Raw genomic sequence first — 24494 nt, 5'->3', positions numbered from 1 at the left:
CGCCACAACCGGTGGCGCAGGCTCATAGGAGAAACCAAAAAACATGGCACCGAAGTCCAAACTCGACAACGTTATTTCACTGGCCAAGCGCCGCGGATTCGTCTTCCAGGCAGGTGAAATCTACGGAGGCTCCCGCTCAGCATGGGACTACGGCCCGCTCGGTGCCGAACTCAAAGAAAATATCCGCCAGCAGTGGTGGCAGACCTTCGTGCGCGGCCGCGAAGACATGGTCGGCCTCGACTCCTCCATCATCCTGCCTAAGGCAGTCTGGGAAGCCTCAGGCCATGTCGCAACCTTCACCGACCCCCTCGTTGAATGCCTCTCCTGCCACTCCCGCCACCGCCAGGACCACCTCATCGAAGCCTTCGAAGCAAAGAAGGGTCGTGCCCCCGAAAACGGCATGGACGACATCGTCTGCCCCAAGTGCGGCACCAAGGGCCAGTGGACCGAACCCCAAAACTTCTCCGGCCTCATGAAGACCTACCTCGGCCCCGTCGACAACGAAGAGGGCCTGCACTACATGCGCCCCGAAACCGCCCAGGGCATCTTCGTCAATTTCAACAACGTCGTCACCGCCGCCCGCAAGCGTCCGCCCTTCGGCATCGGCCAGATCGGCAAGGCCTTCCGCAACGAAATCACCCCCGGCAACTTCATCTTCCGAACCCGCGAGTTCGAACAGATGGAAATCGAATACTTCGTACACCCCGACGACGCACCTAAGTACTATGACCAGTGGATCGAAGACTGCTGGAACTGGTTCGTTGACCTCGGCATCAACCCCGACAACATGCGCAAATTCGACGTTCCCGAAGACGACCGTGCCCACTACTCCGCAGGCACCATGGACCTCGAATACCGCTTCGGCTTCCAGGGCTCCGAATGGGGCGAACTCATGGGCGTTGCCAACCGCACCAACTACGACCTCGGCGTGCACAACGAACACTCCAACGCCAAGCTCGAATACTTCGACCAGGGCACCGGCGAACGCTACGTCCCCTACGTCATCGAACCCTCCTTCGGCCTGACCCGCTCCATGATGGCCTTCCTCGTCGACTCCTACGTCGAAGACGAAGCGCCCAACACCAAGGGCGGCGTCGACAAGCGCACCGTGCTCAAGCTCGACCCGCGCCTAGCCCCCGTCAAGGCAGCCGTCCTGCCCCTGTCCAAGAAGGAAGACCTCGTCCCCACCGCCAAGAACCTGGCCGACGAACTCCGCCGCAACTGGAACATCGACTACGACGACGCCGGCGCCATCGGCCGCCGCTACCGCCGCCAGGACGAAATCGGCACCCCCTTCTGCATCACCGTTGACTTCGACACCCTCGAAGACCAGGCCGTCACCATCCGCGAACGCGACACCATGACCCAGGAACGCGTCTCACTCGACCAGGTCACCGCCTACCTGGCAGCCAAGCTGACCAAGTAAGTAACGTAGGTTAGATATACAAAAGGACGGACGTGCGGAGAGTCTGCTGGCTCGGGGCTGGCGTGAATTGGGGTGAGCGCTCCAGCGCGAGCCCCAAGAGGGTCAGCAGACGAACGCACGTCCGTTCTTTTGTCATTGTCTTATATCTCGACACGCTTCAAATCCAGCGTCAGGTGGCCCGATACCGAGCGGGCGGCCTCCCAGTCACTACGCAGGACCGACTTGATGACCGCGTCGTGGTACTCGCCGTCAATCAGGAAAGCCTCGCGGCGGCGTCCTTCGGGCACAAAGCCGCATGAGGTATAGACGTGCTTGGCACGCTCGTTAAAGTCCAGCACCTCCAGCTCAATACGGTGCAGATCGAGCTTCTCAAAGCCGTAATCGACCATGAGCTTAGTAGCCTCGGTACCGTAGCCCTTATTCTGACCTGCCTGGCCAATGGCGATACGGTAGTTGACCGAGCCGTTATCGGGGTCGTATTCGTTGAAGGCGACCTCGCCCACGTACTTCTGCTGGTCCAGCGCATAAATCGCCAAATCGAGGCGGTTCTTCTTCTCATTGCGGCGGGAGTACCACTCGCGGGTCTTAGCCTCGTCGAAGGGGTGGGTCTCTGTTGAGCGGGAGTGAACGGTGCCGGTCTTAACCAGAACCTCGGGCTCCTGCAGAATACCGATCATGGCGTCAATGGCATCGGCGTCGAAGGGGCGCAGCTCAATACGGGAACCTACGAGGGTGGGCTTGTGGGCAAGGGGAGAAGTCATAACACCACGCTAAACAATAGAGTCAAATAAACTTTAAGCCCTTAAAGTCTAGCCGGTAACGAGCCGGTGAAATCAAGGTGCCGCTCGGACGATTCACGCTCAGCGTGCACGCCTTTCACCCCGCGGACGCCCGCAACGTAGGCAGGGGCGCTAAAGTAGATGGGTACACCCCACCGGCTACCCGAAAGGCACCACCGTGAGTACCGCCGAGAACACCTACACCCTGCGCCCCTGGCGAGAGGGCGACACCCTAGCCCTGCTCGAATACTGGCACGATGCCGAAAACCGGCAGGTAGCCGCCTTCCGCTCGTCCTTCGGGCCCGACTCCGACACCCGCTTCTCCCGCACCCTCGTCGCCGAGCACCAGGGAGTACCAGTAGCCGCAGGCACCGTCTACGAGACTGACCTGCACCCCAACCGCCTCTGGTCCTACATCGAAGTAGCCCCCGAACACCGCCGCGCAGGCCTCGGCAGCCTGCTCCTGCAGGCCCTGAAGGACGCCGCTGCCTCAGTCCCCGGCTGCACCGTAGCTCTGCGTGCCAAGGTGGAACCGGCGTCCTCCGGCCTCGACTTCGCCTCTGCCTGCGGTTTCGCGGTCGCCCAGCGCTCGCGCATGGTACGCATCGAAGCCGGAGCGGTGCCGTCTGTACCCCTGCGTCAGGACGACTCCGAACGCGTCACCCAGGCCATCGAAGACCTGGCTACCGGGTCTGTCGAACTTACCCAGCGGTTCTGGGAGTTCTACCGGGCCGTACACACCTGGGACGAGCCCGCCGACCTGCCCATCGGCCGCGTCAACCGCCTCTTCCTCTCCGATGAGGCCGAGGCCCTGGGCGCTGTGGTGCTGCGCGATGACGTCCTTCGGGCTCAGGCGAACGGGAAGAAGGGCGACATTATCGCCTTTGCCGTGAGCTACCGCCCCATCGAGGTAGACGCCGGCCAGATGCCCGTCTCTGAAGATGACGCCACCGAAATCACCATCGGCTACCGGGTGGGCCACCCCGGCGCCCGCGAAGCTATTATGCAGCTGCTCTCGGTGCTGACCGGCTCCTACGCTGTGCAGATTGAGGTCGATGATTCTATGGAGGATCTGGCTGTATTGATTGACCAGCTGGTGAAGATGAGGGCTGCCACCGTGACCAGCGAGTCCCTGGTACTGGTTGACGGTTAAAGACCAGTGGACGATACACGGGTAGAGAGAATCCTGCGCGTGGTTGAATGCGTGCCTGCCGGGCGGGTCGCTACCTACGGTGACATCGGTGCGGTCGCCGGTGAATCGCCCCGGCTGGTGGGGCGCACCCTCGCACTTTGGGGGTCGAGCGTGCCCTGGTGGCGTATTTGCAATGCCCGCGGTGAGATACCGGGGCACCTTGAGCAGGTACGACCCCGCTGGCAGGACGAGGGCACCCCGCTACGGGCGGACGGGCGAGTCGCTCTGAATACCGCCCGTATAGGCGCGGACGCCCTCGCCCACCTCTCTGCCCCACGCCTGGCTGAGCTGGGGGAGGGGTAGACCTAGAGGAGCTAGACGCCGATGTCGCGGGCTCTGCGTGACTTACGAGAGTCTTTGGGGAAGAAATATATGCGGGATAATAAAAGACTCCATAGCGCAAAGCATGAGGCAGCCGTTGGATTTTCATCAAAAATCAGGAAAGCAATGATCAACCCGACGCTGGCAGCCCACAGAGTAAGTAGAGGGTGCCAACGGATGAGAGAACTTCCCTGATTGGGGTCAAGGAATATCAGCATGTTTCCAACCGCAAATATAAGGGTTGATAGCAAAGCGGTGATGAAGCTGCTGGCGGTGAAGCCTAGAACTATTCCGAAAGCACACCAAATCAGAGCTGTGAAGAGAATTGATACACCCTTATTAGAGCTGCGGCTACCAGGGGAGTTCTGCTGAATCGTCATTGAAGATCACCAATCCTGTTACTTTGCGGGCTGAGTTGAAAGAGAGTTGGCCGACCGGCTCACCATTGTCGTGACGCAGCCGGTAGGTGAGTACAAAGCCGGAGCCTGCCTGTTCTACCACCGTTTTCTTGACCTCAATAAAAGGGCCGGCAGCCTCTAGGACCTGCTGCCAAGTTTTCAGAATCTTGCGTTTAGAGAGTAACCGGGCAGTCGTGTAGGTCATGTGGCTGTGTACATGCTCGATATCACTGTGAGCCAGGGCGGTAAAGAGGGCTTCGGTGATTTGCTCAAGTTCTACCTGAATCTGTGAGAGCGAGCGGGCGTTATAGACGGTCTCGGAAAAGCGCTGGGCGGCAGCCTGTTTGGTCACGCCGATAGCTGCCCCAATGAGCTGCCAAGTCGCACCGCCTGCGCGGGCTGCCTGCACGGCGTCCTCAAGCGCGCGGGTGGCCTGGGTGACCTGCTCATTGGCGGTGCGGACGGCTGTAATGCGCGGGTCATCGGACTGCATAGGGCCTCCTCAACTAGGTTTCGTCAATGAGTGTTGACTTATCACAAGTATCGGGAAAGACTGTGGTACTGTCAAGAGATTTTGACGATTCACGAGTACGATTCGGGGTGGTGCGCTCTTTGGGGAACGTAAATTTAGGAAATATTTACTTTAAAACTAACCCCCTGTTATCTTCTTGTGTTTATCTGTCAAAAATGACATGACTAGGCATGTTATGGTTTGACATGCCTAGTCAGGGTATTTTTTCGCCTCAGAGCGAAATGTTGTCTTTTTTCTTAAAAAGCTCGCTTATCGCTTGCTCAGCCTGCTGAAAGTATGTAGGGTTATTACCAGTTGCTCAGCCTACTGATAGCACTCATAGGGGGTGCAGGGCTGACGTAACACCTCGTACCGAGAGTCGTAAAGAAAGGCAACAGCTCATGGCTACCAACGAAACCATCGAAACCCTGCGTAACAGCACTGTATTCGGCACCGACGGCGAAAAGATTGGCAAGGTAGGTGAGCTCTACCTCGACGCCCAGACCGGCGAACCCACCTTCGTCACGGTCAACACCGGTTTCTTCGGCACCAACGAATCTTTCATCCCCGTAGACAAGGCTCGCTTCGCAGGTGAAGAAATCCACGTTCCCTACACCAAGGAATTCGTCAAGGATGCCCCCAACATCGCAGAAGACGGCGAACTTTCACCCGCTGAAGAGCAGCGCCTCTACGAGTACTACTCACTCACCGCAGGCACCGCAACCACCGGCACCGCAACTGCGGGGGTAGCTAACACCGAGCGTCCTGCTGCCGAGACTCATGCAGCTCAGGCCACCGCAACCGCCGAGAACGGCGACGTTGTTGCTCACGAAGAGCGCCTGAATGTCGGTACCGCAACCAGCGCAACCCAGACCGGCCAGGTTCGCCTGCGCAAGGTCGTCCGCACCGAAACCGAAACCGTTGAGGTTCCCGTCCGCAAGGAAGAAATCGTTGTAGAGCGCACCAACCTCAAGGACGGCGAAGTAGTAGAAAATTACGACTTCGACTCCGCTGAAGCCCAGGCAGACGTCACCGTCACCGCCCACGAAGAGCGCCCCGTTGTCTCCACCGAGACCGTAGCCACCGAGCGCGTCTCCGTCGGCAAGGAAGTGCGCACCGACACCGAGCGCGTCTCAGCCGACGTCCGCAAGGAAGAAATCGTTGTAGAAGGCGACAACAAGTAAGTCTAGATAAAAGCCCCTAGCACTGAACCACAGCCTCACGCAGAGCCCCGGGAAGAACCGCCCGGGGCTTTTGCGTGCTCTACTACCCCAAGGAAGAACAATGACTTACCTCGTGGACCCCCGCAGTTTTGCTCTAGCTAACAGCGCACCGGGGCCGTTTGTGCCAGAATTGGAAGGTTATGACAGAAGAGACTTTAGAGACCGGCCAGACCCCGGCCCGCGCTAAGCAGCTGAAACTGCCGCCCCTACAGCTGGGCAAGCACACCATCGACACCCCGGTGGTGCTGGCCCCCATGGCGGGCGTCACCAACAAGGCCTTCCGCCGACTCTGCCGCGACTACGGTGGCGGCCTGTATGTAACCGAGATGGTCACCGCGCGCTCCCTGGTGGAGCGCAACCCCGAGTCTCTGCGCATTATCGACCATGACGGCGACGAAAAGATTCGCTCCATTCAGATTTACGGGGTGGACGCCGTCAACGTCGGCAAAGCAATCCGTATGGTGGTCGAAGAAGATCGTGCCGATCACATCGATCTGAACTTTGGTTGCCCCGTCCCCAAGGTCACCAAGCTGGGCGGTGGCTCCGCCCTGCCCTGGAAGACCGACCTCTTTACCGCTATCGTCCAGACCGCCGTGTGTGAGGCCTCCCGAGGGGATGTGCCCCTGACTATCAAGATGCGTAAGGGCATCGACGAGGACCACCTGACCTACCTGGAATCAGCCAAAATCGCTCGTGACGCGGGTGTTGCGGCGATTGCCCTGCACGGCCGCACCGCCGCCCAGCATTACTCCGGCAAGGCTGACTGGGACTCGATTGCCCGCCTGCGCGAGGCAATCCCCGACGTGCCGATTCTCGGCAACGGCGACATTTTCTCCGCCGAGGACGCCATTGCCATGGTCGAGCAGACTGGCGTGGACGGCATCGTGGTCGGCCGCGGTTGCCAGGGCCGCCCCTGGCTCTTTGGCGACCTGCAAAATGCCTTTGAAGGGTGTGAAGAGCGCTACCGCCCCAGCGTGTCTGAAGTAGCCGATATGATCTACCGCCACGCTGAGCTGCTGGTAGAGACCTTTGGTGATGAGACCCGCGGCCTGCGTGAGATCCGTAAGCACGTTGCCTGGTACTTCCACGGCTACCCGGTGGGCGGCAAGCTGCGCGCCAAGATGTCTACCGTGCCCACCCTCGAAGCTTTTCGCGAGTACCTGGCTGAGCTGGACCACTCCATCGGCTACCCCGGTGCCGCTGTTGAGGGCCCTCGCGGGCGTGCTGGTAACCCCAAGAAGCCCCACCTGCCCGATGGCTGGCTGAACTCCCGCGTCCTAGGGGATGCCGAGCGCCTGGGCTTGGTGGACGCTGAGCTGGATATCAGCGGCGGCTAGGGGAGCGGACGCCCGTGCCCGGCTAGTCCATGTCGGGTGGCGGAGGGTCGGTGGGAGTTTTGCCCTTCCAAAGGTTCATGTCCCACACGATGGAGAAGGAACTCAGCATGTGGAGGCTATGAAAGACGGCTCCGCACTCTTCACCGTAGATGTCGCTGGCTGGATCTGACGCGGCGATAGCCCGTACCGCCGTGATATTGAGGCAGATGACGACGATGAGCAGGAGAAGCCCAAGTATCCACTCGTAGACGAGTAGGCCAGCGGCCGCCATCGTGAGAAGGAGCGTCGCCCAGCCTTTGAAGGCGTTGCCCAGAAAGAACTCGTGGGTGCCCAGGTAACCCTGCCAGCAAGCCATCTGGTAGGCCCTGGACTTGGTGCGGATAAGTCTCTCGTATCGAAAGCGCTCCAGGTCGCCGTAGTTGGGTACATACTTCTCGCTCATAGAACATGACTGTACCGCCCGGTAGGTTCTAACACCACAGGTTACTTGAGTGCTTATCAGAATCGCGTAGGGCCCACGGCGCTTGTGGGCCCTGCGCGATTCTTGTGGGCGCTGGATTTGTGAAATATAAGCGCGGGGAAATTTATTAACAAAAGCCAAACGTGTAACCTGTGACACATGAAGTATTCAGTGATTATTGTGGGTCTTGGAGCGATTGGTTCGTATCTTGCAGGGGAGCTAGCTACTCGTGGGCATTCAGTGCTTGGAATTGAACAGTACGCCCCGGTGCATGACCGCGGAGGATACTCTGGTGAATCTCGACTTTTTCGTATGGCCTACCACGAGGGAGCTGAGTATGTGCCGCTTCTCAAATATTCACGTAACTACTTCATCGACCTGGATACGCGTCATCCCGCAAAACTTTTTCACCAAACAGGGGCTCTTACAATCGGCCATCCCGATGGTGCAGGGCTGATTGGTGTTCAAGACTCTATCAACAACTTTCATATTGATTTCGAAGCATACGATGCAGAAGAACTGAGGCGTCGCTACCCCCAACACGCTGATATCACAGATGAGATTGGCATTCTCGATAAGCAAGGTGGGGTGCTGTATTCAGACGCTATTGTGCACCAAATGCAACAAGAAGCGAAAGCGGTAGGCGCAGAGCTGCATACACACGAAGAAGTTGTAGGCTTCGAAGAAACTGCCCGCGGAGTTAAGGTACGCACTGTCCGAGAGACCTATAAGGCTGACCATCTTATCGTCTGTACAGGAGTATGGTCTAAGACCCTTATGCCAGAACTGGACCCGTACGTGTCGATTGTTCCCATTAGCTTGGGGTGGTACATCACTAATGGTGTTACGGACTATGCTCCCAGCTCCTTTCCTGGCTTTATTAGAGAATCAAATGGGTCCCATCTCTATGGTTTCCCTTGTCTCGATGGGATGACCGTAAAGGTAGGTAACGTTGGTAACCGTTCTGAGGTGCCTACCCCGCGGGAGCTTCCACCTCGAGCATCTGGCCCAGCTTTACGAGAACCTGCGCAATTAGTTACTCGGTATCTGAAAGGGGTCACAGACGGGCCCGCCCGCCACTCTATGCACATGGATTTATTTTCTCAAGATCACAGGCCGATTATCAATCGTCTTTCGGGGCGAATCATAGTAGCTACGGCTTTTTCTGGGCATGGCTTCAAATTAACCCCGGCTCTCGGCCGTGCCATCGCAGATTTAGTTGAGGACCAAGAACCAGCTTTTTCATTACAGAACTTCAACCTAAGTCGTTTCTTTGAACCCTCGGTATAGGTTTCCTCGGCAATACAACTTGAACCATATCTACAGTAAACCGCACACCCCACACGCAAAGGAGCGATTCCCATGGACTTTACTCCCTGGGCTCTGGTCATTGACCTGGGTATTATCGGGCTGCTGCTCACGGTCAGCACCGTACTGCGAGCTCGCATTAAATTTATTCAAGAACTGATGATCCCGGCTCCCGTTATTGCGGGATTTTTAGGGCTAGCTTTGGGGCCAGCCGGGGCTAACTGGTTACCGTTTTCAAGTACGATTGGTTCGTACGGCTCGGTACTTATTGCTGCAGTCTTCGCCTGTATCGCATTAGGAACAGACCTGACCCTCAATAAGCTAGGACGCCCTTTGGGGCAGTTCTTGAGTTACACAGTCTTGCTCTACTCCTCCCAAGTTGTTGTAGGTATTCTGTTGACCCTTTTACTGCTGGGGCCTCTGTTTGATACCCCAGAAGCATTTGGAGTGGTTCTATTCTCCGGATGGGCTGGTGGATTTGGCACGGCAGCTGCAGTAGGAGATGTATTTACTCAGGCCGGACAAGAAGAGATACAGTCATTAGCTTATACCTCAGCAACGGTCGGTCTACTCATTGGGATTTTAGGCGGCGTAATTATCGCTAAGTACGGCGCTAAAAAAGGTTATGTCGAAGAGTTCGCAGGCCTTAAAGAGTTACCTGAGGAAATTCGAACAGGAATTCTTCCTCAGAAAGCTAAGCGGCCCTCTATCGGTACACACGTATTTTCTAGTTCTTCAATCGATACCCTAGGTTTTCATTTGGGTGTTATTGCTGCTATTACCGCGATTGGCTATATGGCTCAGCAGTATCTTAAAGGATTTTTTCCATCAGTTTCGATTCCTGTTTTTAGCTTGGCTTTTATCTTGGGACTCATCGTTCGCCTGAGCATAGATAAGCTCAAGCTGGGCCATTTCGTTGATCGAACCACGATGCAGTCTATTTCTGGCACTGCTACCGATGTATTGATCGTTTTTGGTATTGCTTCTATTAAGCCTGGCTTAGTAGCAGATTACTGGGTGCAGCTAACTATTCTATTTGCCGTGGGTCTTGTTCTTTTGCTGGTCCTTGGGTTGGTGCTGGCTCCTCGTGTTCTTGATCAGGGCTGGTTTGAGAAGCAAGTTTTCACGTGGGGCTGGGCTACAGGGGCCTTAGCACAGGGTATTGCTCTACTGCGCATTGTTGACCCGAAACTTAAGTCCCGCACGCTTGAAGACTACGCCTTGCTCTCGATTTTTAATCAGAATGAGATTCTGGCAGTTACTTTTATTCCGGCTTTAGTCGTTGCTGGTGCTTCATGGACTGTTGCTGGAATCTGGGGGCTGGTCACAGTGATTGCTATTGTTGCGCTCTTTATATTGGCGAGGGGCGGGTATAACGCACATTCGCGGATGAAGAGGTGACCCTGGAGCTAAGAACAGCCTGGATAGAATCATGGTATGCAGATTGAACTGACCCGATTTCGGGTAAAACCGGGCAAGCGACATAAGGTCGATGAGTGGATGCTTTTCCTCAATGAAAACATGGATTCGGTCAAAGAAACACTAGAGCCTGAGCACATGTATGTTGAGACAATCTTTGCTGAAACTATTGAAGGCGTCGATTACCTCTACTGGTACTCGGTGCGTGGGGAGGCAGGCTTAGAACAGAAGGTTACTGAGTCTGAGCACTGGTTGGACGAAAAACACATCGAGTACTGGCGTGAATGTATCGATTCTACGTACCCGCCCCAAGATCTGTCGCCGCGCGTGCACATGCTACCTGACCGCGTCCTGGCATCCATGCGGCCGCTGTCGCAGTAAACAGTGCTTATCAGAATCGCTCAGGGCCCACGACGCTTGTGGGCCCTACGCGATTCTTGTGGGCAGTAATGTGTTGGGCGTTGAAGAACATGGTCACTCTTACTGCCGATGGACGAGAGAATCAAACCGGTATTGCGAACTGTTTCCTTAGGTTTCCCCAGATGAACGTTATATTTACCGGCCCTAATGTCTGCACCTAGCATGGAGCACATGCTTATTTCAGGTCTCTTTGTGGGTGCCGCCCTAGGTTTTGTGCTTCAGCGCGGTCGGTTCTGCGTCACCGGTGCTTTTCGTGATGTTTGGGTTGCTAAAAATACCTGGTGGCTTGGAGCCCTTTTCGTAGCTATTAGCGTCCAAGCTATAGGACTAGCTCTTTTTAACAGCACGGGCTACCTGCCTACCGAAACCGTAGCTAGTGCCTTTGCCCCTTTCGCCACTGTGGTGGGTGGGTTCATCTTTGGAATCGGTATGCTCCTTGCCGGGGGATGCGCGACGGGTACCTACTACCGCGCGGGTGAAGGCCTGGTAGGGTCTTGGTTTGCCCTCATCTTCTACGCTCTCTTTGCCGCTATTTTCAAATTCGGGCCGCTAGGACAAAGCACCAAAACCGTACAGTCCTGGGGCGTGACTGAGAATGCGACGATTTACCAGAGTCTTGGCGTTTCTCCCTGGGTTCTTGTTGGCCTCTTGGTTCTTATCACCGGAATCTGGGTCTACCGTAACCTCACCCGGCCTAAACTGCCCGTCGCTACCCTGCCTGCCGAGAAGACCGGTTTAGCTCATATCCTCTTTGAAAAAGCCTGGAACCCTTACATCACAGGCGCTATCATCGGCCTCATCGCTCTTATTGCCTGGCCCTTGAGCTGGGCAACCGGACGTCAATGGGGTCTTGGCATCACCGGTCCTAGCGCTAACCTCACAGCTTTTCTGACGACGGGTGACACTGACTATGTTGACTGGGGCCTTTTCCTAGTTCTAGGGATTCTCCTAGGTTCCTTCATTGCAGCTAAGGCAAGCGGAGAGTTCAAAATTCGTGTACCTAGCGCTGACATTCTCGTGAAATCAATTCTCGGCGGTGCCTTGATGGGATGGGGTGCTGCATGGGCTGGAGGTTGTACCATCGGTAACGGCCTGGTCGAAACATCTATGTTCTCATGGCAGGGTTGGGTAGCCTTCGTCGCTATGCTGCTGGGCGCTGGCCTTGCTGCAAGAATCTTTATCGTCAATCGTTTTCAACTTGTTAAATCCTAAGGAGTCACTATGGCACAGCGAATCCTCGAAACAGATGGTCTGATTTGCCCTTTCCCCGTCCAAGAAGCCAAAGCAGCCATGGCTGAGCTTAGCTCCGGCGACGAACTGGTTATTAACTTTGACTGCACCCAGGGCACGGAAGCAATTCCGAGGTGGGCAGCTGAGAACGGTTACGGAACGAAAGACTTTGTGAAGCGCGGCCCTGCTGAGTGGAGTATCACGGTTATCAAGGCTTAATTAGACAGCGCTTATAAGAATCGCGCGGGGCTCACAATGCTCGTGGGCCCTGCGCGATTTTTGTGGACACTGACATAAAGCATAGGGGCGGACGCGCCCCTCCCCTTACGCGTTAGGCAGGTGGAGGCGGGGCGCACGTCCCGGCCTGGGCGTACCCTCTAGACTTAAAGGCATGACGACCCATGCCCTGAGCCCTGAAACCCCGGCCGATGCCGCAGAAATTCGTGACCTGCTCCTGGCTGCCTTTGAGACCAGCTACGAGGCCGACCTGGTCGATGCCCTGCGCGGCAACTCCAACGCCTGGGAACCGGGAATTTCCCTGACCGCCCGCGACACCGTCACCGGTGCTCTCATCGGCTACATTCTCATTAGCCGCTGCTGGGTAGGGTCCTGGCCTGCCTGCGCGCTCGCGCCCCTGGCTGTCCACCCTGATTATCAGGGGAGGGGAGTGGGCACCGCCCTGGTCGGTGAAGCTCTAGCCCGCGCGGCGGCGTCCGCCCAGGCCAGCAATGCACCCACCAGCCTGCTGGTGCTCGGTGAGCCTGCCTACTACAGCCGTTTCGGGTTCGAGGCGGCAGCCCGCCACGGGGTGCGCGCCGTCATCGATGGCCTTGAGCCGGCTGCCCTGGCAGAGGCCTTGCAACTCATCAACCTCACCCCCGACTACCCGCCTATCTCAGGCGAGGTCACCTGGCCCGCTGAGTACGGCCTCGACCAGGGCGATGACCTCTAAACTGGAACCCCAGGCCTAGATTGAACCGGTAGAGAAAAGACGAGATCCATGAGCAGCACCTTCACCCCCGAGCAGGCCCCCACCCCCGGCTATAGCGCAGCGGACGCCGAACGCTGGGTTCCCGAGCATCACAAGTTTGTCTACCGCTCACCCTTTGAACGCGATCGGGCCCGCGTGCTGCATTCGTCCGCCCTGCGCCGTCTGGGTGCTAAAACCCAGGTGGTTGACCCCGACACCGACGACTTTGTGCGCACCCGCCTGACCCACTCCCTCGAAGTCGCCCAGATCGGCCGCGAGCTGGGGCGCATGCTGGGCTGCGACCCCGATGTAGTCGATACCGCCTGCCTCTCCCACGACCTGGGCCACCCGCCCTTTGGGCACAACGGCGAAACCGCCCTCGACCGGCTAGCGGCGGACGCCGGTGGTTTTGAGGGCAACGCCCAGACACTGCGACTGCTCACCCGCCTTGAACCCAAGGTGATTAGGCACGATGGCGGTTCTGCCGGGCTAAACCTGACCCGGGCGTCCTTGGACGCAACCTGCAAGTACCCCTGGACCCGCGCCAACGCCCCCGCCCGAACCGACGGTAAACCCAACCGCAAATTTGGCGTCTACACCGACGATCTACCCGTCTTTGACTGGCTCCGCGCCGGGGCTACTGAAGCCGGGGCTGCTCCCACCCAAAAATGCCTGGAAGCCCAGGTCATGGACCTCGCCGACGATATCTCCTACTCCGTGCACGATGTTGAGGACGCCGTTTTCGGTGGGCACGTGCAGCTCGATGACCTGAAAAAGGCGGACGCCCGCCAGCAGGTTTTCGACAAAACCCGGCTCTGGTACCTGCCCGGGGCTGAGGATGCCACCCTTGATAAAGCCCTGACCCGCTTAGAGAACCTCAACCGTTGGGTGCCGAATATGACGGGGACCCGCTCGTCTATGGCGGCTTTTAAGGCCCTTACTTCTAAACTCATTGGGCGTTTTGCTGCCAGCGCCATGCTGGCAACCCGCGACGTCTACGGGGACGAACCACTCACCCGCTACCAGGCCCAGCTGGTGGTGCCCGAAGAAACCGAGCACGAAATCGCCGTGCTCAAGGGCATAGCCACAGCTTTTGTGATGGCTCCCCGCGATGCGGCAGCCGCGCAGACAACTGAGGGGAACCAGCAGGAGATCCTTGAATTCCTGGTGCACGCCCTCTTTGATAACCCCAACTACCTCGACCCGGTCTTTGCCGCCGACCTGCAGGAACTGGGACGCAACGACGATACCGCCCGCCTGCGACTGGTGATTGACCAGGTCGCCTGCCTGACCGACCGCTCCGCGGTCGCCCTCTTCAAACGAATCACAGGAACCCACTGGGCGGTTGGCGACAAACCGCTGTGGTAAGCCAAAACCCGCCGGCTTGACGGCCCAGACTAAAATTGAACCCGTGGCAGGCTTAATCAAACGAGAAGACATTGACGAGGTGCGCTCGCGCACCGACATCCGCGAAATCATCGAAGGGTATGTAACCCTCAAATCCGCCGGTATCGGCTCTTTCAAGGGCCTGTGCCCCTTCCACGATGAACGCACCCCGAGCTTCCACGTGCGCCCCCAGATGGGCACCTACCACTGCTTCGGCTGCGGCGAATCGGGCGATGTGATCAGTTTCCTCATGGAAATGGACCACACCTCCTTCACCGAAACCGTCGAAAAACTCGCCGCCCGCATCGGCTACGAACTGCACTATGAGCAGGGTAACGGGATGAGCCGCGAAGAGGTAGGACGCCGCCAGCGCCTGCTCGATGCCCACAAGATTGCAACGGAGTTCTTCCAAAAAAATCTCTACACCCCTGCCGCCGTTGAAGCCCAAAAGTTTCTCGGCGCCCGCGGCTTCGACCCCGCAGCCACCCAAAAATTCGGAGTGGGCTTTGCCCCGCGTGGCTGGGACAACCTGCTCAAATACCTGATGAACAAGGGCTTTACCACCGAGGAACTCCGCGAAACCGGCATGTTCTCAGAAGGGCAGCGGGGCCTCTACGACCGTTTCCGCGGGCGCATCATCTGGCCTATCCGTAACATCACCGGAGAAACCATCGGCTTCGGCGCTCGCCGCCTCTTCGACGACGACCAGGGGCCTAAATACCTCAACACCCCCGAGACCGCCCTCTATAAAAAATCGCAGGTGCTCTACGGGCTTGACCTGGCCAAACGCCCTATCGCCAAGAAGAAGCAGATTGTGGTGGTTGAGGGCTACACCGACGTCATGGCAGCCCAGCTGGCCGGTATCGATACCGCCGTGGCCACCTGCGGCACCGCCTTTGGCACCGACCACATCAAAATCGTGCGCCGCCTCATCTCCGACGACGGCACCGGCGGCGAAGTCATCTTCACCTTCGACGGCGACGCCGCCGGCCAAAAAGCCGCCCTCGCTGCCTTCTCAGAAGACCAGCGTTTTGTCGCTCAAACCTTCGTCGCCGTCGCCAAAGACGGCATGGACCCCTGCGACCTGCGCCTAGCCCGCGGGGACGCCGCCGTGCGCTCCCTCATCGCCTCCCGGCGTCCGCTCTTCGAATTCGCCATCGACGCCACCCTCGCCAACTACGACCTTGGTACTCTCGAGGGGCGCGTGCGCGGCATGCGCGCCATCGCGCCCATTATCGCCGGAATCAAGGACGCTGCCCTGCGCCCAGCCTATGTACGGCAGGTTTCAGGGCAGTTAGGGTTAGACGCCGCCGAAGTGCAGCGAGCCGTTAGCGCAGCGGCAGCTAACCCGCAGGCGTCCGCCAGCCAGCGAGCCGAAGCTGCAGGCGCCGCCCGAATCGCAGCAGAAGAAGCACCGGCCCCCGTAGAAGACCCCTACGAGCTGCCCGATTTGCGTGATCCCGCAGCCCGCACCGAACGTGAAGCGCTTGAAATCGTGCTGCAGTACCCCCAGTACCTCTCCCTCGAACAGTGGCAGGAACTAGCCACCGTGCACTACCGCTACCGGGCTCACAGTGGCATCGCCCAGGGCATCATTGGGGCAGCCTCCACCATCGCCCCTGAGCCCGGAGCTACCTGGGTCAATACCGTTCGCGCCTACGCCCCCGAACCCGTCCACGCGCTCATCGCAGAACTCACCGTCGCCCCCATCCCCGCCCGCACCGACGACCAACTCAATCGCTACTCCCGCGACATACTCAACCGCCTCTTCGAACAAGAAATCACCCGGCAGAAATCGGATCTCCTGATGCAGCTTCAGCGCCTCTCGCCCCAGAACGACGCCGAGGCCTACCGGGAGATTCAACAGCAACTCCTTACCCTCGAACTCCGCCGTCGCAGCAAAATGCAAGGCCAAGACTAAGGTGTGATGTAGTTAACTCAATCTCGATTTGCGCAGGGTAAAAAGCCCGTGTAAAGTTATTACTCGTTGCAGCGATGGAAAAACCGCAAACGACATTCCCCCGTAGCTCAATTGGCAGAGCATTCGACTGTTAATCGAAGGGTTACTGGTTCGAGTCCAGTCGGGGGAGCATCAATAAAGGCCCAGCTTCGGCTGGGCTTTTTTGTTCCTCAGAATTATTGCCTGACCTTCTCCCGATAAACGCGCCACATTCCAGGGCGCAGTCGTCACAAACTCCTAAAAGCCGGTAAACTTACTATTTGGCACACGTAATACGCAAGCACGCTTATCGACACAGAGAGAGGTGGCACATGACCACTCCTAACGACCTGAACGGCTCACGCCGAGCCCAGGGTCTGCGCGCTGGCTTCAACAACATCAAAGCTAGCGTTACGAACGTGGCTGACGCAGGCAAGGTGCTCACCAACCTAGCCCCTAAGCAGCTCAAAGACGAAATCCAGATCGCCAAGATTGAGGTCAAAGAAAAGGGCATCGCCCTGGGTAAGGGCGCCGCGGTTGCCGCAGTAGCCCTGGTCTTCGCCCTCTTCATGGCTATCGCTCTGGTTATCCTGGCCTACGTTGGCCTGGCCTCCATCATGCCTAACTGGGCGGCAGCTCTGGTTCTGTTTGTCCTCTTCCTGCTCCTTGCCGGTATCGCCGGTTTTGTCGGCTTCAAGATGATCAAGGCCCAGCTGCCCTTCAAGCCTGAATCAGCTATCTTTGGCCTGCTCTACGACATGGGCGTGCTGAAGGAAGGCTCCGCCATGACCTCCAAGCGCCTCAAACGCGAGCAGGCTGAGAAGGCGGAAGCCAAGAAGGCCGAACAGAAGGCAGAGGAGAAGAAGGACGGCGGCGAGCAGCAGGCACCCGCTACCCCCGCCCCCAGCAAGGAACAGCTCCTGCAGCGCACCAAGCAGCGCCGCGAGCACCTCAAGACCCTGCGCGACGATATCGAGACCTACTCACGCGACGTGCAGGCCGGTGCCCAGGGCCTGGTGCAGAACGCCAAGACCTCTGCAAAGAACGCTCCTGCTACCGCCGTTGACGGTGGTAAGAAGCTGGCCGCAAACGCCTCGAACCCCGAGACTCTGCAGGCCCACTGGAAGTCCTTTGCAACCCTGGCAGCTTCCCTGGGAGCCTTCTTTGTCTTCCTCGGCAAGCTCATTAGCCGCCGCAAGTAAGACCCTGCCCTGCCTCAGACGAGGCGGCACAAGCGTCCTTGCGCTCACACCCGCCCCGGCACCTGCTGCCGGGGCGGGCTTTTTGATGCCCAGCGAAAGGGCGGACGCCCGGCGCAGGTGAGCTCCGCCAAGCGGCTGATGCGCGGGCACCAAAAACCCGGTAAGGTCAGTTTGACACTGAACGAAGAGACCTCGAAAGGGCCCCTGCATGGCTGATAAGCCCCTGACCGTCCTTATTGGCGCCGATACCTACCCGCCCGACATCAACGGGGCTGCCCAGTTCTCATCCCGCCTTGCTCACGCCCTGGCTAACCGCGGCCATACCGTGCACGTGATGGCGGCAAAGCAGGAGAAGGGCGTTACCAGCCGTCATACGGTGGACGGCATCGTGGAGCACCGTATGCGCTCCCACAAGGTGGTTACCCACCCCTACATGCGCCTGAACTTCCCCTGGGAGATTTACGCCGAGGCTGACCGTCTGGTGCAGGAGATTCAGCCCGATGTGATTCACATTCAGTGTCACTACATCATTGGGCGGGTGCTGGCCCGTATCGGCGCTAAACGCGGTGTACGAGTTGTGGCTACGAACCACGTGATGCCCGAAAATATCACGCCCTTTTTACCGTTTGGTAAGGCCGGTAATGCGCTGGTGGTCAAGGCCTCGTGGGTTGATATGCGCCGGGTGCTCAGCCGGGCAGCGGTGGTTACCACCCCCACCCAAATTGGTGCGGATGCTATGGAAAGCGCCGGTAAGTTTAGCCGTCCGGTGATGCCGGTGTCTAACGGTATTCAGAGTTCTGACTATGAGCTTGCGCCGGGGGAGACCGTTGAGAAGCCTACCGGTGAGCTGACGATTTTCTTTGCCGGGCGTCTTGCGGTTGAAAAGAATATTGATGTGCTGATTGAGGGGTTCTCGCAGCTACCTGCCGAGCTATTGCAACAGACCGTGCTTGAGGTCGCTGGTACCGGTGAGATTCTTGGTGAGCTACAGGCTAAAGCTGCCGCTTGCGGGGTAGCTGATCGGGTTCGCTTCTTGGGGTACGTCTCTGACGAGGAACTACGCGCTGGCTACCTGCGGGCCGATGTCTTTTGCCAGCCGGGTACCGCCGAGTTGCAGTCGCTGGTGACCCTGGAGGCTATGAGCGCTTCAAAGCCGGTGGTTCTTGCTAACGCCCTGGCCCTGCCGCACCTGGTTGATCCTGGGAAGAACGGTTACCTTTTTACCCCGGGTGATACGGCGGAGCTGGCTGCCCGCCTGGCCGACGTGCTGTGCCTGCCCGAGGACGAGCGGAAGGCTATGGGGGAGTGCTCCCGCCAGATGGTAGCCCGCCATGCCGCCGAAAAGACCTGGGAGACCTTTGAATCGCTGTACGTGTCGGACGACCTATATCGAGAGTTTCTTAACGGTAGGTGTTAGGTTTATCAAAGAAGCCTAGAAACGCCATCTACACACATCACTAGAGGTAACCATTTTGTTCTCTCTCTCTCTCTCGTCTTAAGAAAGTAACCACTGCCTTTGTAACGACTGGTCTGGCTGTTAGCGCTTTAAGCCTTGCACCAATATCAGAAGCACAAGCCGTAACTACGAATCGGACCTTCGCTACCTTTTCTGCATACGGTACAAGTTCTCAATACCACGTCTATGCCAACAATATTGACTGGTCACGGCCGGTAGGAGTGGTTTTCTACCTTGATGGTGACTACTGGACTTCAGATCAGTCCAAAGTCTATTTCCCTAACAATGCAGATTTAACTGCGATGGCTCGGGTAGCTAACCAGCGGAACATGGTCTTTGTCCCGGTTATCTCGCCTGATAAGGACGCCTCAGGCGACGGCATAACTTGGTGGCAGTCGATGGACTACAACGGTGACTGGTTCCGTGCTTTCGCCCAAAATTTTATTCAGTCAGCCGGTATTGACCGTTCTAATGTCTGGACTATCGGTTATTCGGGCGGCGCAGAAATCACCGGTTTTGAACTATTAGCGGACCGACAAGATTCGTGGCGTAGTGGTGGCGGATCCATCATGGTTGGTGGTGGCAATAGCAACGGCATGCAAACTTGGCCTTCATCCGCTGCAAAGAACTTTTCACTTCGCTGGTACGTGGGCGAGCTAGATGGCAAAGGCGTTACCTGGCCAGCAACCTGGTCAGCTTTAGGCGCTGCTCAGGACGGGTATCGCGTGTATAAATCAGCTGGCTTCAACAATGCACAGCTCACAATTTTGCCAGGTACTACCCACTACAACTATAACTTCGCATCCATTCTTGATAACGCTCTTCCGCAGCGTCCTGCAAGTTCCCCGTACGCTCTCACCGGCGCTATCGGTAGCTACTATTTAGCCAACGGTGCTAGTGGTAGGTTCGGCGAGCCAACGACCAACGAATTTAGTCTGCGTGATGGTGGTGTAGGCCAGACTTTTGCAAAGAACTACACTATCTACTGGACCCCGCGCACCGGGGCCTACCCTGTTTATTTCTCAGGTGGTATTGGTGCAAGGTACCGTGCTGGTGGTTATGAGAACGGGTATGGGTACCCGGTTTTTGCTGAGACTGCTATTTCTGGTGGTGTGATGCAGAAGTTTGCTCTTGCTGATGGGCGTCGGTTTGCTTTTTATTGGACTCCTGAGCATCATCGTACTCATGTGGTGTGGGAGGCCGGTGGTATCGGTGGACGCTTTACTCGCGAGGGTGGCACTGGCACCTACGGTTTCCCTGGTGAGGATGAGGGTGCTTACGCTTACGGGGTACGTCAGACCTTCCGCCTCAATGGGAAAGAAACTCGTTTCTACTGGTCACCTGCTACCGGAACACGGACGATGAACGGCAAGGGTGCTATTTTTAGTCGTTGGGTAGGTTTGGGGCATGCTACTACTCTGGGTTTCCCGCTTACTGATGAAGAGGCTATTCCTGGGGGTGCGCAGCAGGTGTTTAGGGCGCAGAATGGTTGGGAGACTAGGTTGGTTTGGTCACCGGCTACGGGTACTCGTAAGGTTGCTGCTCATGGTGCGCTTTATTGGTATTGGGTTAATAATGGCTATACCAGCACCCTGGGTTTCCCCACGACTGATGAGACTGTGCAGGCTGATGGTAGCGTAACCCTGAAATTTTCTAGTGGTGTTGAGTTGCGGTGGACTGAGGCTGGTGGGGTAGAACGAGTTCGCTAGGGCTCTTGCGAACCGTGACTGCTGTTTTGGTCTCTGCCTGACTTTTCGGTATTCTTAGAGGCAGCGTCAAGCTCGATAGAGCCTAATGCTGTGGGGCCTTAGCTCAGCTGGTCAGAGCAGGGGACTCATAATCCCTTGGTCGCGGGTTCAAGCCCCGCAGGCCCTACAAAATAAGCCCTTCCTTTCTTTGGATAGAGAGGAAGGGCTTTTTGTTACCCGGCTCGGAGCCGTCAGCTCCTTCTAGAGCTGAGCTGGGGCGTCCTTACTTCCCTCTCCCTCACACCACCTTTTCAGAGCGTGGACGACACGCCCCGTTCACCGGCTATTCTCACGCAGTTCCCACACTCTTACCTGGTGGGTGCTACATTTGCTGAGGAAAGTTTCGCTTTCAATCACTCGCATTCCACCTATCCCAGAGGAAACTATGTCTTTTTCCCTCAAGCGCATCACCACGCCCGTACTCGCAACCAGTTTGCTAGCAGGTTCACTGGTCGTCGCAGGCTCCACCGACGCCCAGGCAGCCACCAGCACCACCCAGTTCGCACCCTACACTTCAGAAGCTGGTGTGAGCTCCAACTACCACGTCTACGCAGAGAACATCGACTGGTCCCAGCCTGTGGGCGTTGTCTTCTACCTCGACGGGGACTACTGGCAGACTAACCAGTCCAAGGTGCACTTACCCAACAACTCTCAGCTGCTGGGCATGGCAGAGGTCGCTAACGAACGCAACATGGTTTTCGTTCCCGTAATCTCACCCGATAAGGACGCTACCGGTAACGGCATCACCTGGTGGCAGTCCATGGACGCCAACGGAGACTGGTTCCGCTCTTTTGCAAGCTCCTTCATTGCTGAAGCAGGCCTGGATTCCTCCAATGTCTGGACCATTGGCCACTCCGGCGGTGCAGAAATCACCGGTTTTGAACTGCTGGCCGATAGCCAGGACTCCTGGCGCACCGGCGGCGGCTCGGTCATGGTTGGTGGCGGCAACAGCAACGGCATGCAGACCCTACCTTCAGAGGCCGCTAAGGACTTCTCCCTGCAGTGGTACATCGGTTCTGAGGACGGCGTGGGCGCCACCTGGCCTGTTGCCTGGTCAGCCTATGGCGCGGCAGAAAACGGCTACAACGTCTACTCGGCTGCCGGTTTCACCAACGTAGACTTCACCGTGCTGCCTGGCATTCAGCACCATAACTACGACTTCCCCGTGATTCTGGAAGAGGCCCTCGATAAGGTTGAGGCCAAGCTGATCGGTGGCATTGGCGCCTACTACTACGCCCACGGCGGCGCTGAGACTTTTGGCGAGCCCGTAGCTAATGAGTACAACGTTGAAGGCGGCGCCCAGCAGCTCTTCCGTGCCGCTGACGGCACTGAGACCCTGCTGGTCTGGTCAGCTGAGACCGGCATTGTTACTCCGGTAGCATACGCGCGTTCATAGTGGAGCCCCTTAACTACTTCCTCATACCGTATGCTGTGTAGAAACACACACATTTGAGGGAGTAGTTATGGCCCGTTCGCCATTTTTGCAGTCCGTTGCAGGCACATGTTCCTTGGTGCTTGCAGCGGGTTTTTTATTCGCGTCCCAACCTACTGTGGCCCAGGCAGCCCCGCCTCAGGGTGTAGGTGGCGATACCGCATTCCAGGGGCAGGTCAGCGGTGGCCCGTCCGCTGGCCCCGCAGGTGAGATGACCACCCACTACCAGCCGACAGCTGAGCCAGATACCGACCGTCTGGTGGTGAAATTTAAGGACGGGGTAGACGGTCACGAACAGGCCCAGATTCTGGAAGAGGTCGCTGACGCCACTGCGGCCGTAGACACTGCAGAGGTCTCCCACGAGACAGTTGAGCAGGCTCAGGTTGTAGATCTTCAGGAGATGATTGACCCAGTTAAGCAGGCTCAGGTTGTTGACTTACTCGAAGCTCAACCAGATGTTGAATATGCTGAACCTGATCTCATCATCACAACCGGCCAGGCGGCCACTCCCCGTAACCCACCTAACGACCCCTACTTTGCTAGCCGCCAGTGGAATATGCGAGCTATCGACGCGCCCGGCGCCTGGCGATACGCTACCGGTGAGGGTATCGTCATCGGTATCGCTGATACCGGCCAGACCTGGCACCCTGAGCTAGCTGCAAAGACTTTGCCCGGCTACGACTTCGTCTCAGCTGATCAGAGCCGGGACGGCAACGGCTGGGACCCTAACCCCAATGACGAAGGGGATTGGGGCCCGCAGGTCCCCCGTTCTATGTGGCACGGAACCCATGTGGCCGGTATTGCCGCAGCCGCAACCGATAACGGGTCGGGGGTCGCCGGCGTCGCCCCCAACGCCCGCATCCAACATTCCCGCATTATGGGTGTCAATGGCCGGGCCTACACCTCTGACCAGGCCGCCGGTATTGCATGGAGTGCAGGCGTGCCCGTCCCCGGTGCTCCTGCCAACCCCACACCTGCTCACGTCGTTAACTACTCCGAAGGCTTTTACTCGGCAACCTGCCCCAGGGTCCTGCAGGACGCCATCAATGCAGCTCATGCACGGAATGTTCCGGTAGTTGCGGCGGCAGGTAACTTTGGTGCAAACGCAGTTGGCACCTCACCGGCTAACTGTCTGGGAGCTATCGTGGTGGGCGCAACCGCCAACGGCAATGTTATGACCGCTTATTCCAACTGGGGGCCCATGCTTGATGTGCTGGCTCCCGGTGGTGCGATCGGATCTGATGTTTGGTCAACCGTCAACACCGGTGCCTATACGCAGGTCGGGCCTGGCTACGGTCCGCTCAACGGCACCTCTATGGCTGCCCCTCATGTGAGCGGTATTATCGCCATGATGAAGGAGCGTAACCCCAATATTACGGTGGAGCAGATTCGCACCATTCTTAAGAACACCGGCTCTAACGTCAACGGCTACCGGTTTGTTAACGCTCCTCGCGCAGTTGCAGCTGTCGCTGACACCCGAGGTTTCCCGCTAGTTGGTGCTATTGGAGCCTACTACTACGCCCATGGAGCAGCCGGTACTTTTGGGGCACCCACAAGCGCTGAATTCCGTTTGCGTGATGGTGGTGTAGGCCAGACTTTTGCAAAGAACTACACTATCTACTGGACCCCGCGCACCGGGGCCTACCCTGTTTATTTCTCAGGTGGTATTGGTGCAAGGTACCGTGCTGGTGGTTATGAGAACGGGTATGGGTACCCGGTTTTTGCTGAGACTGCTATTTCTGGTGGTGTGATGCAGAAGTTTGCTCTTGCTGATGGGCGTCGGTTTGCTTTTTATTGGACTCCTGAGCATCATCGTACTCATGTGGTGTGGGAGGCCGGTGGTATCGGTGGACGCTTTACTCGCGAGGGTGGCACTGGCACCTACGGTTTCCCTGGTGAGGATGAGGGTGCTTACGCTTACGGGGTACGTCAGACCTTCCGCCTCAATGGGAAAGAAACTCGTTTCTACTGGTCACCTGCTACCGGAACACGGACGATGAACGGCAAGGGTGCTATTTTTAGTCGTTGGGTAGGTTTGGGGCATGCTACTACTCTGGGTTTCCCGCTTACTGATGAAGAGGCTATTCCTGGGGGTGCGCAGCAGGTGTTTAGGGCGCAGAATGGTTGGGAGACTAGGTTGGTTTGGTCACCGGCTACGGGTACTCGTAAGGTTGCTGCTCATGGTGCGCTTTATTGGTATTGGGTTAATAATGGCTATACCAGCACCCTGGGTTTCCCCACGACTGATGAGACTGTGCAGGCTGATGGTAGCGTAACCCTGAAATTTTCTAGTGGTGTTGAGTTGCGGTGGACTGAGGCTGGTGGGGTAGAACGAGT

21 protein-coding genes and 2 tRNA genes are annotated in these 24494 nt (G+C 57.5%); 20 read left to right on the top strand and 3 right to left on the bottom strand.

Features of this window, described 5'->3' with window-relative positions; all coding sequences use genetic code 11:
* Positions 1-43: 43 nt before the first annotated feature.
* Positions 44-1426 (top strand): glycine--tRNA ligase, encoded by a 1383-nt coding sequence (locus tag VSX42_RS06270; protein WP_237236387.1) that lies wholly within the window; start codon positions 44-46, stop codon positions 1424-1426.
* Positions 1427-1566: 140 nt separating this feature from the next.
* On the opposite strand, the gene VSX42_RS06265 is transcribed toward VSX42_RS06270, so the two are convergent.
* Entirely contained in the window at positions 1567-2187 is a 621-nt protein-coding gene (locus VSX42_RS06265) for a GNAT family protein (protein WP_326503471.1), read from the bottom strand.
* A gap of 196 nt (positions 2188-2383) precedes the next feature.
* Between VSX42_RS06265 and VSX42_RS06260 the strand changes: the two genes are divergently transcribed.
* The gene (locus tag VSX42_RS06260) at positions 2384-3358 is read left to right on the top strand and encodes a GNAT family N-acetyltransferase (protein ID WP_326503470.1); all 975 of its coding nucleotides are present in this window, start codon (positions 2384-2386) and stop codon (positions 3356-3358) included.
* Between the two features lie 6 nt (positions 3359-3364).
* Positions 3365-3700, top strand: a complete 336-nt coding sequence (locus tag VSX42_RS06255) for an MGMT family protein (RefSeq protein WP_326503469.1) — start codon at positions 3365-3367, stop codon at positions 3698-3700.
* Positions 3701-4069: 369 nt separating this feature from the next.
* On the opposite strand, the gene VSX42_RS06250 is transcribed toward VSX42_RS06255, so the two are convergent.
* Positions 4070-4609, bottom strand: a complete 540-nt coding sequence (locus VSX42_RS06250; protein ID WP_326503468.1) for a hypothetical protein — start codon at positions 4607-4609, stop codon at positions 4070-4072.
* Positions 4610-5028: 419 nt separating this feature from the next.
* Here VSX42_RS06250 and VSX42_RS06245 point away from each other — a divergent pair, with 419 nt between their 5' ends.
* On the top strand, positions 5029-5811 hold the full coding sequence (locus VSX42_RS06245) for a PRC and DUF2382 domain-containing protein (protein ID WP_326503467.1): 783 nt from the start codon (positions 5029-5031) through the stop codon (positions 5809-5811).
* A gap of 179 nt (positions 5812-5990) precedes the next feature.
* Positions 5991-7187, top strand: a complete 1197-nt coding sequence (gene dusB, locus VSX42_RS06240; protein ID WP_326503466.1) for a tRNA dihydrouridine synthase DusB — start codon at positions 5991-5993, stop codon at positions 7185-7187.
* 22 nt (positions 7188-7209) lie between these two features.
* Here the strand turns inward: dusB and VSX42_RS06235 are convergent, their stop codons facing one another.
* Positions 7210-7629 carry a hypothetical protein gene (locus VSX42_RS06235; protein WP_326503465.1) on the bottom strand — a complete coding sequence of 140 codons (420 nt, stop codon included), beginning with the start codon at positions 7627-7629 and terminating at the stop codon, positions 7210-7212.
* 177 nt (positions 7630-7806) lie between these two features.
* On the opposite strand from VSX42_RS06235, the gene solA reads away from it, so the two are divergent.
* The 15 genes from solA to VSX42_RS06160 all read left to right on the top strand — a co-directional run.
* Positions 7807-8937, top strand: coding sequence for an N-methyl-L-tryptophan oxidase (gene solA / locus VSX42_RS06230; protein ID WP_326503464.1), 1131 nt, complete (start codon positions 7807-7809; stop codon positions 8935-8937).
* Between the two features lie 72 nt (positions 8938-9009).
* Positions 9010-10356, top strand: a complete 1347-nt coding sequence (locus VSX42_RS06225) for a sodium:glutamate symporter (protein WP_326503463.1) — start codon at positions 9010-9012, stop codon at positions 10354-10356.
* A gap of 36 nt (positions 10357-10392) precedes the next feature.
* Positions 10393-10755 (top strand): DUF6176 family protein, encoded by a 363-nt coding sequence (locus VSX42_RS06220; RefSeq protein WP_326503462.1) that lies wholly within the window; start codon positions 10393-10395, stop codon positions 10753-10755.
* Positions 10756-10965: 210 nt separating this feature from the next.
* The gene (locus VSX42_RS06215) at positions 10966-12006 is read left to right on the top strand and encodes a YeeE/YedE family protein (RefSeq protein WP_326503461.1); all 1041 of its coding nucleotides are present in this window, start codon (positions 10966-10968) and stop codon (positions 12004-12006) included.
* Between the two features lie 9 nt (positions 12007-12015).
* Positions 12016-12243 carry a sulfurtransferase TusA family protein gene (locus VSX42_RS06210; protein ID WP_237197321.1) on the top strand — a complete coding sequence of 76 codons (228 nt, stop codon included), beginning with the start codon at positions 12016-12018 and terminating at the stop codon, positions 12241-12243.
* A 172-nt stretch (positions 12244-12415) separates the two neighbouring features.
* Positions 12416-12976, top strand: coding sequence for an N-acetyltransferase (locus VSX42_RS06205; protein ID WP_326503460.1), 561 nt, complete (start codon positions 12416-12418; stop codon positions 12974-12976).
* 48 nt (positions 12977-13024) lie between these two features.
* Positions 13025-14362 (top strand): deoxyguanosinetriphosphate triphosphohydrolase, encoded by a 1338-nt coding sequence (locus VSX42_RS06200; protein ID WP_326503459.1) that lies wholly within the window; start codon positions 13025-13027, stop codon positions 14360-14362.
* A gap of 43 nt (positions 14363-14405) precedes the next feature.
* Positions 14406-16301 (top strand): DNA primase, encoded by a 1896-nt coding sequence (dnaG, locus tag VSX42_RS06195; protein ID WP_326503458.1) that lies wholly within the window; start codon positions 14406-14408, stop codon positions 16299-16301.
* A gap of 96 nt (positions 16302-16397) precedes the next feature.
* A tRNA-Asn gene (locus tag VSX42_RS06190) sits at positions 16398-16470 on the top strand.
* A gap of 181 nt (positions 16471-16651) precedes the next feature.
* The gene (locus VSX42_RS06185) at positions 16652-17521 is read left to right on the top strand and encodes a phage holin family protein (protein WP_326503457.1); all 870 of its coding nucleotides are present in this window, start codon (positions 16652-16654) and stop codon (positions 17519-17521) included.
* 208 nt (positions 17522-17729) lie between these two features.
* Positions 17730-18938, top strand: coding sequence for a glycosyltransferase (locus VSX42_RS06180; protein WP_326503456.1), 1209 nt, complete (start codon positions 17730-17732; stop codon positions 18936-18938).
* A gap of 260 nt (positions 18939-19198) precedes the next feature.
* Entirely contained in the window at positions 19199-20686 is a 1488-nt protein-coding gene (locus VSX42_RS06175; RefSeq protein ID WP_326503455.1) for a hypothetical protein, read from the top strand.
* A gap of 92 nt (positions 20687-20778) precedes the next feature.
* Positions 20779-20852 (top strand) — tRNA-Ile (locus VSX42_RS06170).
* A gap of 258 nt (positions 20853-21110) precedes the next feature.
* Positions 21111-22121, top strand: a complete 1011-nt coding sequence (locus tag VSX42_RS06165) for a hypothetical protein (protein ID WP_326503454.1) — start codon at positions 21111-21113, stop codon at positions 22119-22121.
* A 67-nt stretch (positions 22122-22188) separates the two neighbouring features.
* Positions 22189-24494 (top strand): S8 family serine peptidase (locus tag VSX42_RS06160; protein WP_326503453.1); only part of this gene is annotated, 2306 nt, incomplete at its 3' end.

Origin of the sequence: Rothia nasimurium (genome assembly GCF_035916755.1) — a bacterium.
Taxonomy (GTDB): domain Bacteria; phylum Actinomycetota; class Actinomycetes; order Actinomycetales; family Micrococcaceae; genus Rothia.
Note: the sequence above shows the minus strand (reverse complement) of the source record. Positions and strands in the feature narration are given on the sequence as shown.

Excerpts from the sequence above, each read along its gene's own strand:
- VSX42_RS06235 (WP_326503465.1), bottom strand. The coding sequence starts at position 7,629 with ATGAGCGAGAAGTATGTACCCAACTACGGCGACCTGGAGCGCTTTCGA.
- VSX42_RS06270 (WP_237236387.1), top strand. The coding sequence starts at position 44 with ATGGCACCGAAGTCCAAACTCGACAACGTTATTTCACTGGCCAAGCGC.
- dusB (WP_326503466.1), top strand. The coding sequence starts at position 5,991 with ATGACAGAAGAGACTTTAGAGACCGGCCAGACCCCGGCCCGCGCTAAG.
- VSX42_RS06165 (WP_326503454.1), top strand. The coding sequence starts at position 21,111 with ATGTCTTTTTCCCTCAAGCGCATCACCACGCCCGTACTCGCAACCAGT.
- VSX42_RS06185 (WP_326503457.1), top strand. The coding sequence starts at position 16,652 with ATGACCACTCCTAACGACCTGAACGGCTCACGCCGAGCCCAGGGTCTG.
- VSX42_RS06245 (WP_326503467.1), top strand. The coding sequence starts at position 5,029 with ATGGCTACCAACGAAACCATCGAAACCCTGCGTAACAGCACTGTATTC.
- VSX42_RS06250 (WP_326503468.1), bottom strand. The coding sequence starts at position 4,609 with ATGCAGTCCGATGACCCGCGCATTACAGCCGTCCGCACCGCCAATGAG.
- VSX42_RS06210 (WP_237197321.1), top strand. The coding sequence starts at position 12,016 with ATGGCACAGCGAATCCTCGAAACAGATGGTCTGATTTGCCCTTTCCCC.
- VSX42_RS06205 (WP_326503460.1), top strand. The coding sequence starts at position 12,416 with ATGACGACCCATGCCCTGAGCCCTGAAACCCCGGCCGATGCCGCAGAA.
- VSX42_RS06225 (WP_326503463.1), top strand. The coding sequence starts at position 9,010 with ATGGACTTTACTCCCTGGGCTCTGGTCATTGACCTGGGTATTATCGGG.
- solA (WP_326503464.1), top strand. The coding sequence starts at position 7,807 with ATGAAGTATTCAGTGATTATTGTGGGTCTTGGAGCGATTGGTTCGTAT.
- VSX42_RS06220 (WP_326503462.1), top strand. The coding sequence starts at position 10,393 with ATGCAGATTGAACTGACCCGATTTCGGGTAAAACCGGGCAAGCGACAT.
- VSX42_RS06180 (WP_326503456.1), top strand. The coding sequence starts at position 17,730 with ATGGCTGATAAGCCCCTGACCGTCCTTATTGGCGCCGATACCTACCCG.
- VSX42_RS06215 (WP_326503461.1), top strand. The coding sequence starts at position 10,966 with ATGCTTATTTCAGGTCTCTTTGTGGGTGCCGCCCTAGGTTTTGTGCTT.
- VSX42_RS06200 (WP_326503459.1), top strand. The coding sequence starts at position 13,025 with ATGAGCAGCACCTTCACCCCCGAGCAGGCCCCCACCCCCGGCTATAGC.
- VSX42_RS06265 (WP_326503471.1), bottom strand. The coding sequence starts at position 2,187 with ATGACTTCTCCCCTTGCCCACAAGCCCACCCTCGTAGGTTCCCGTATT.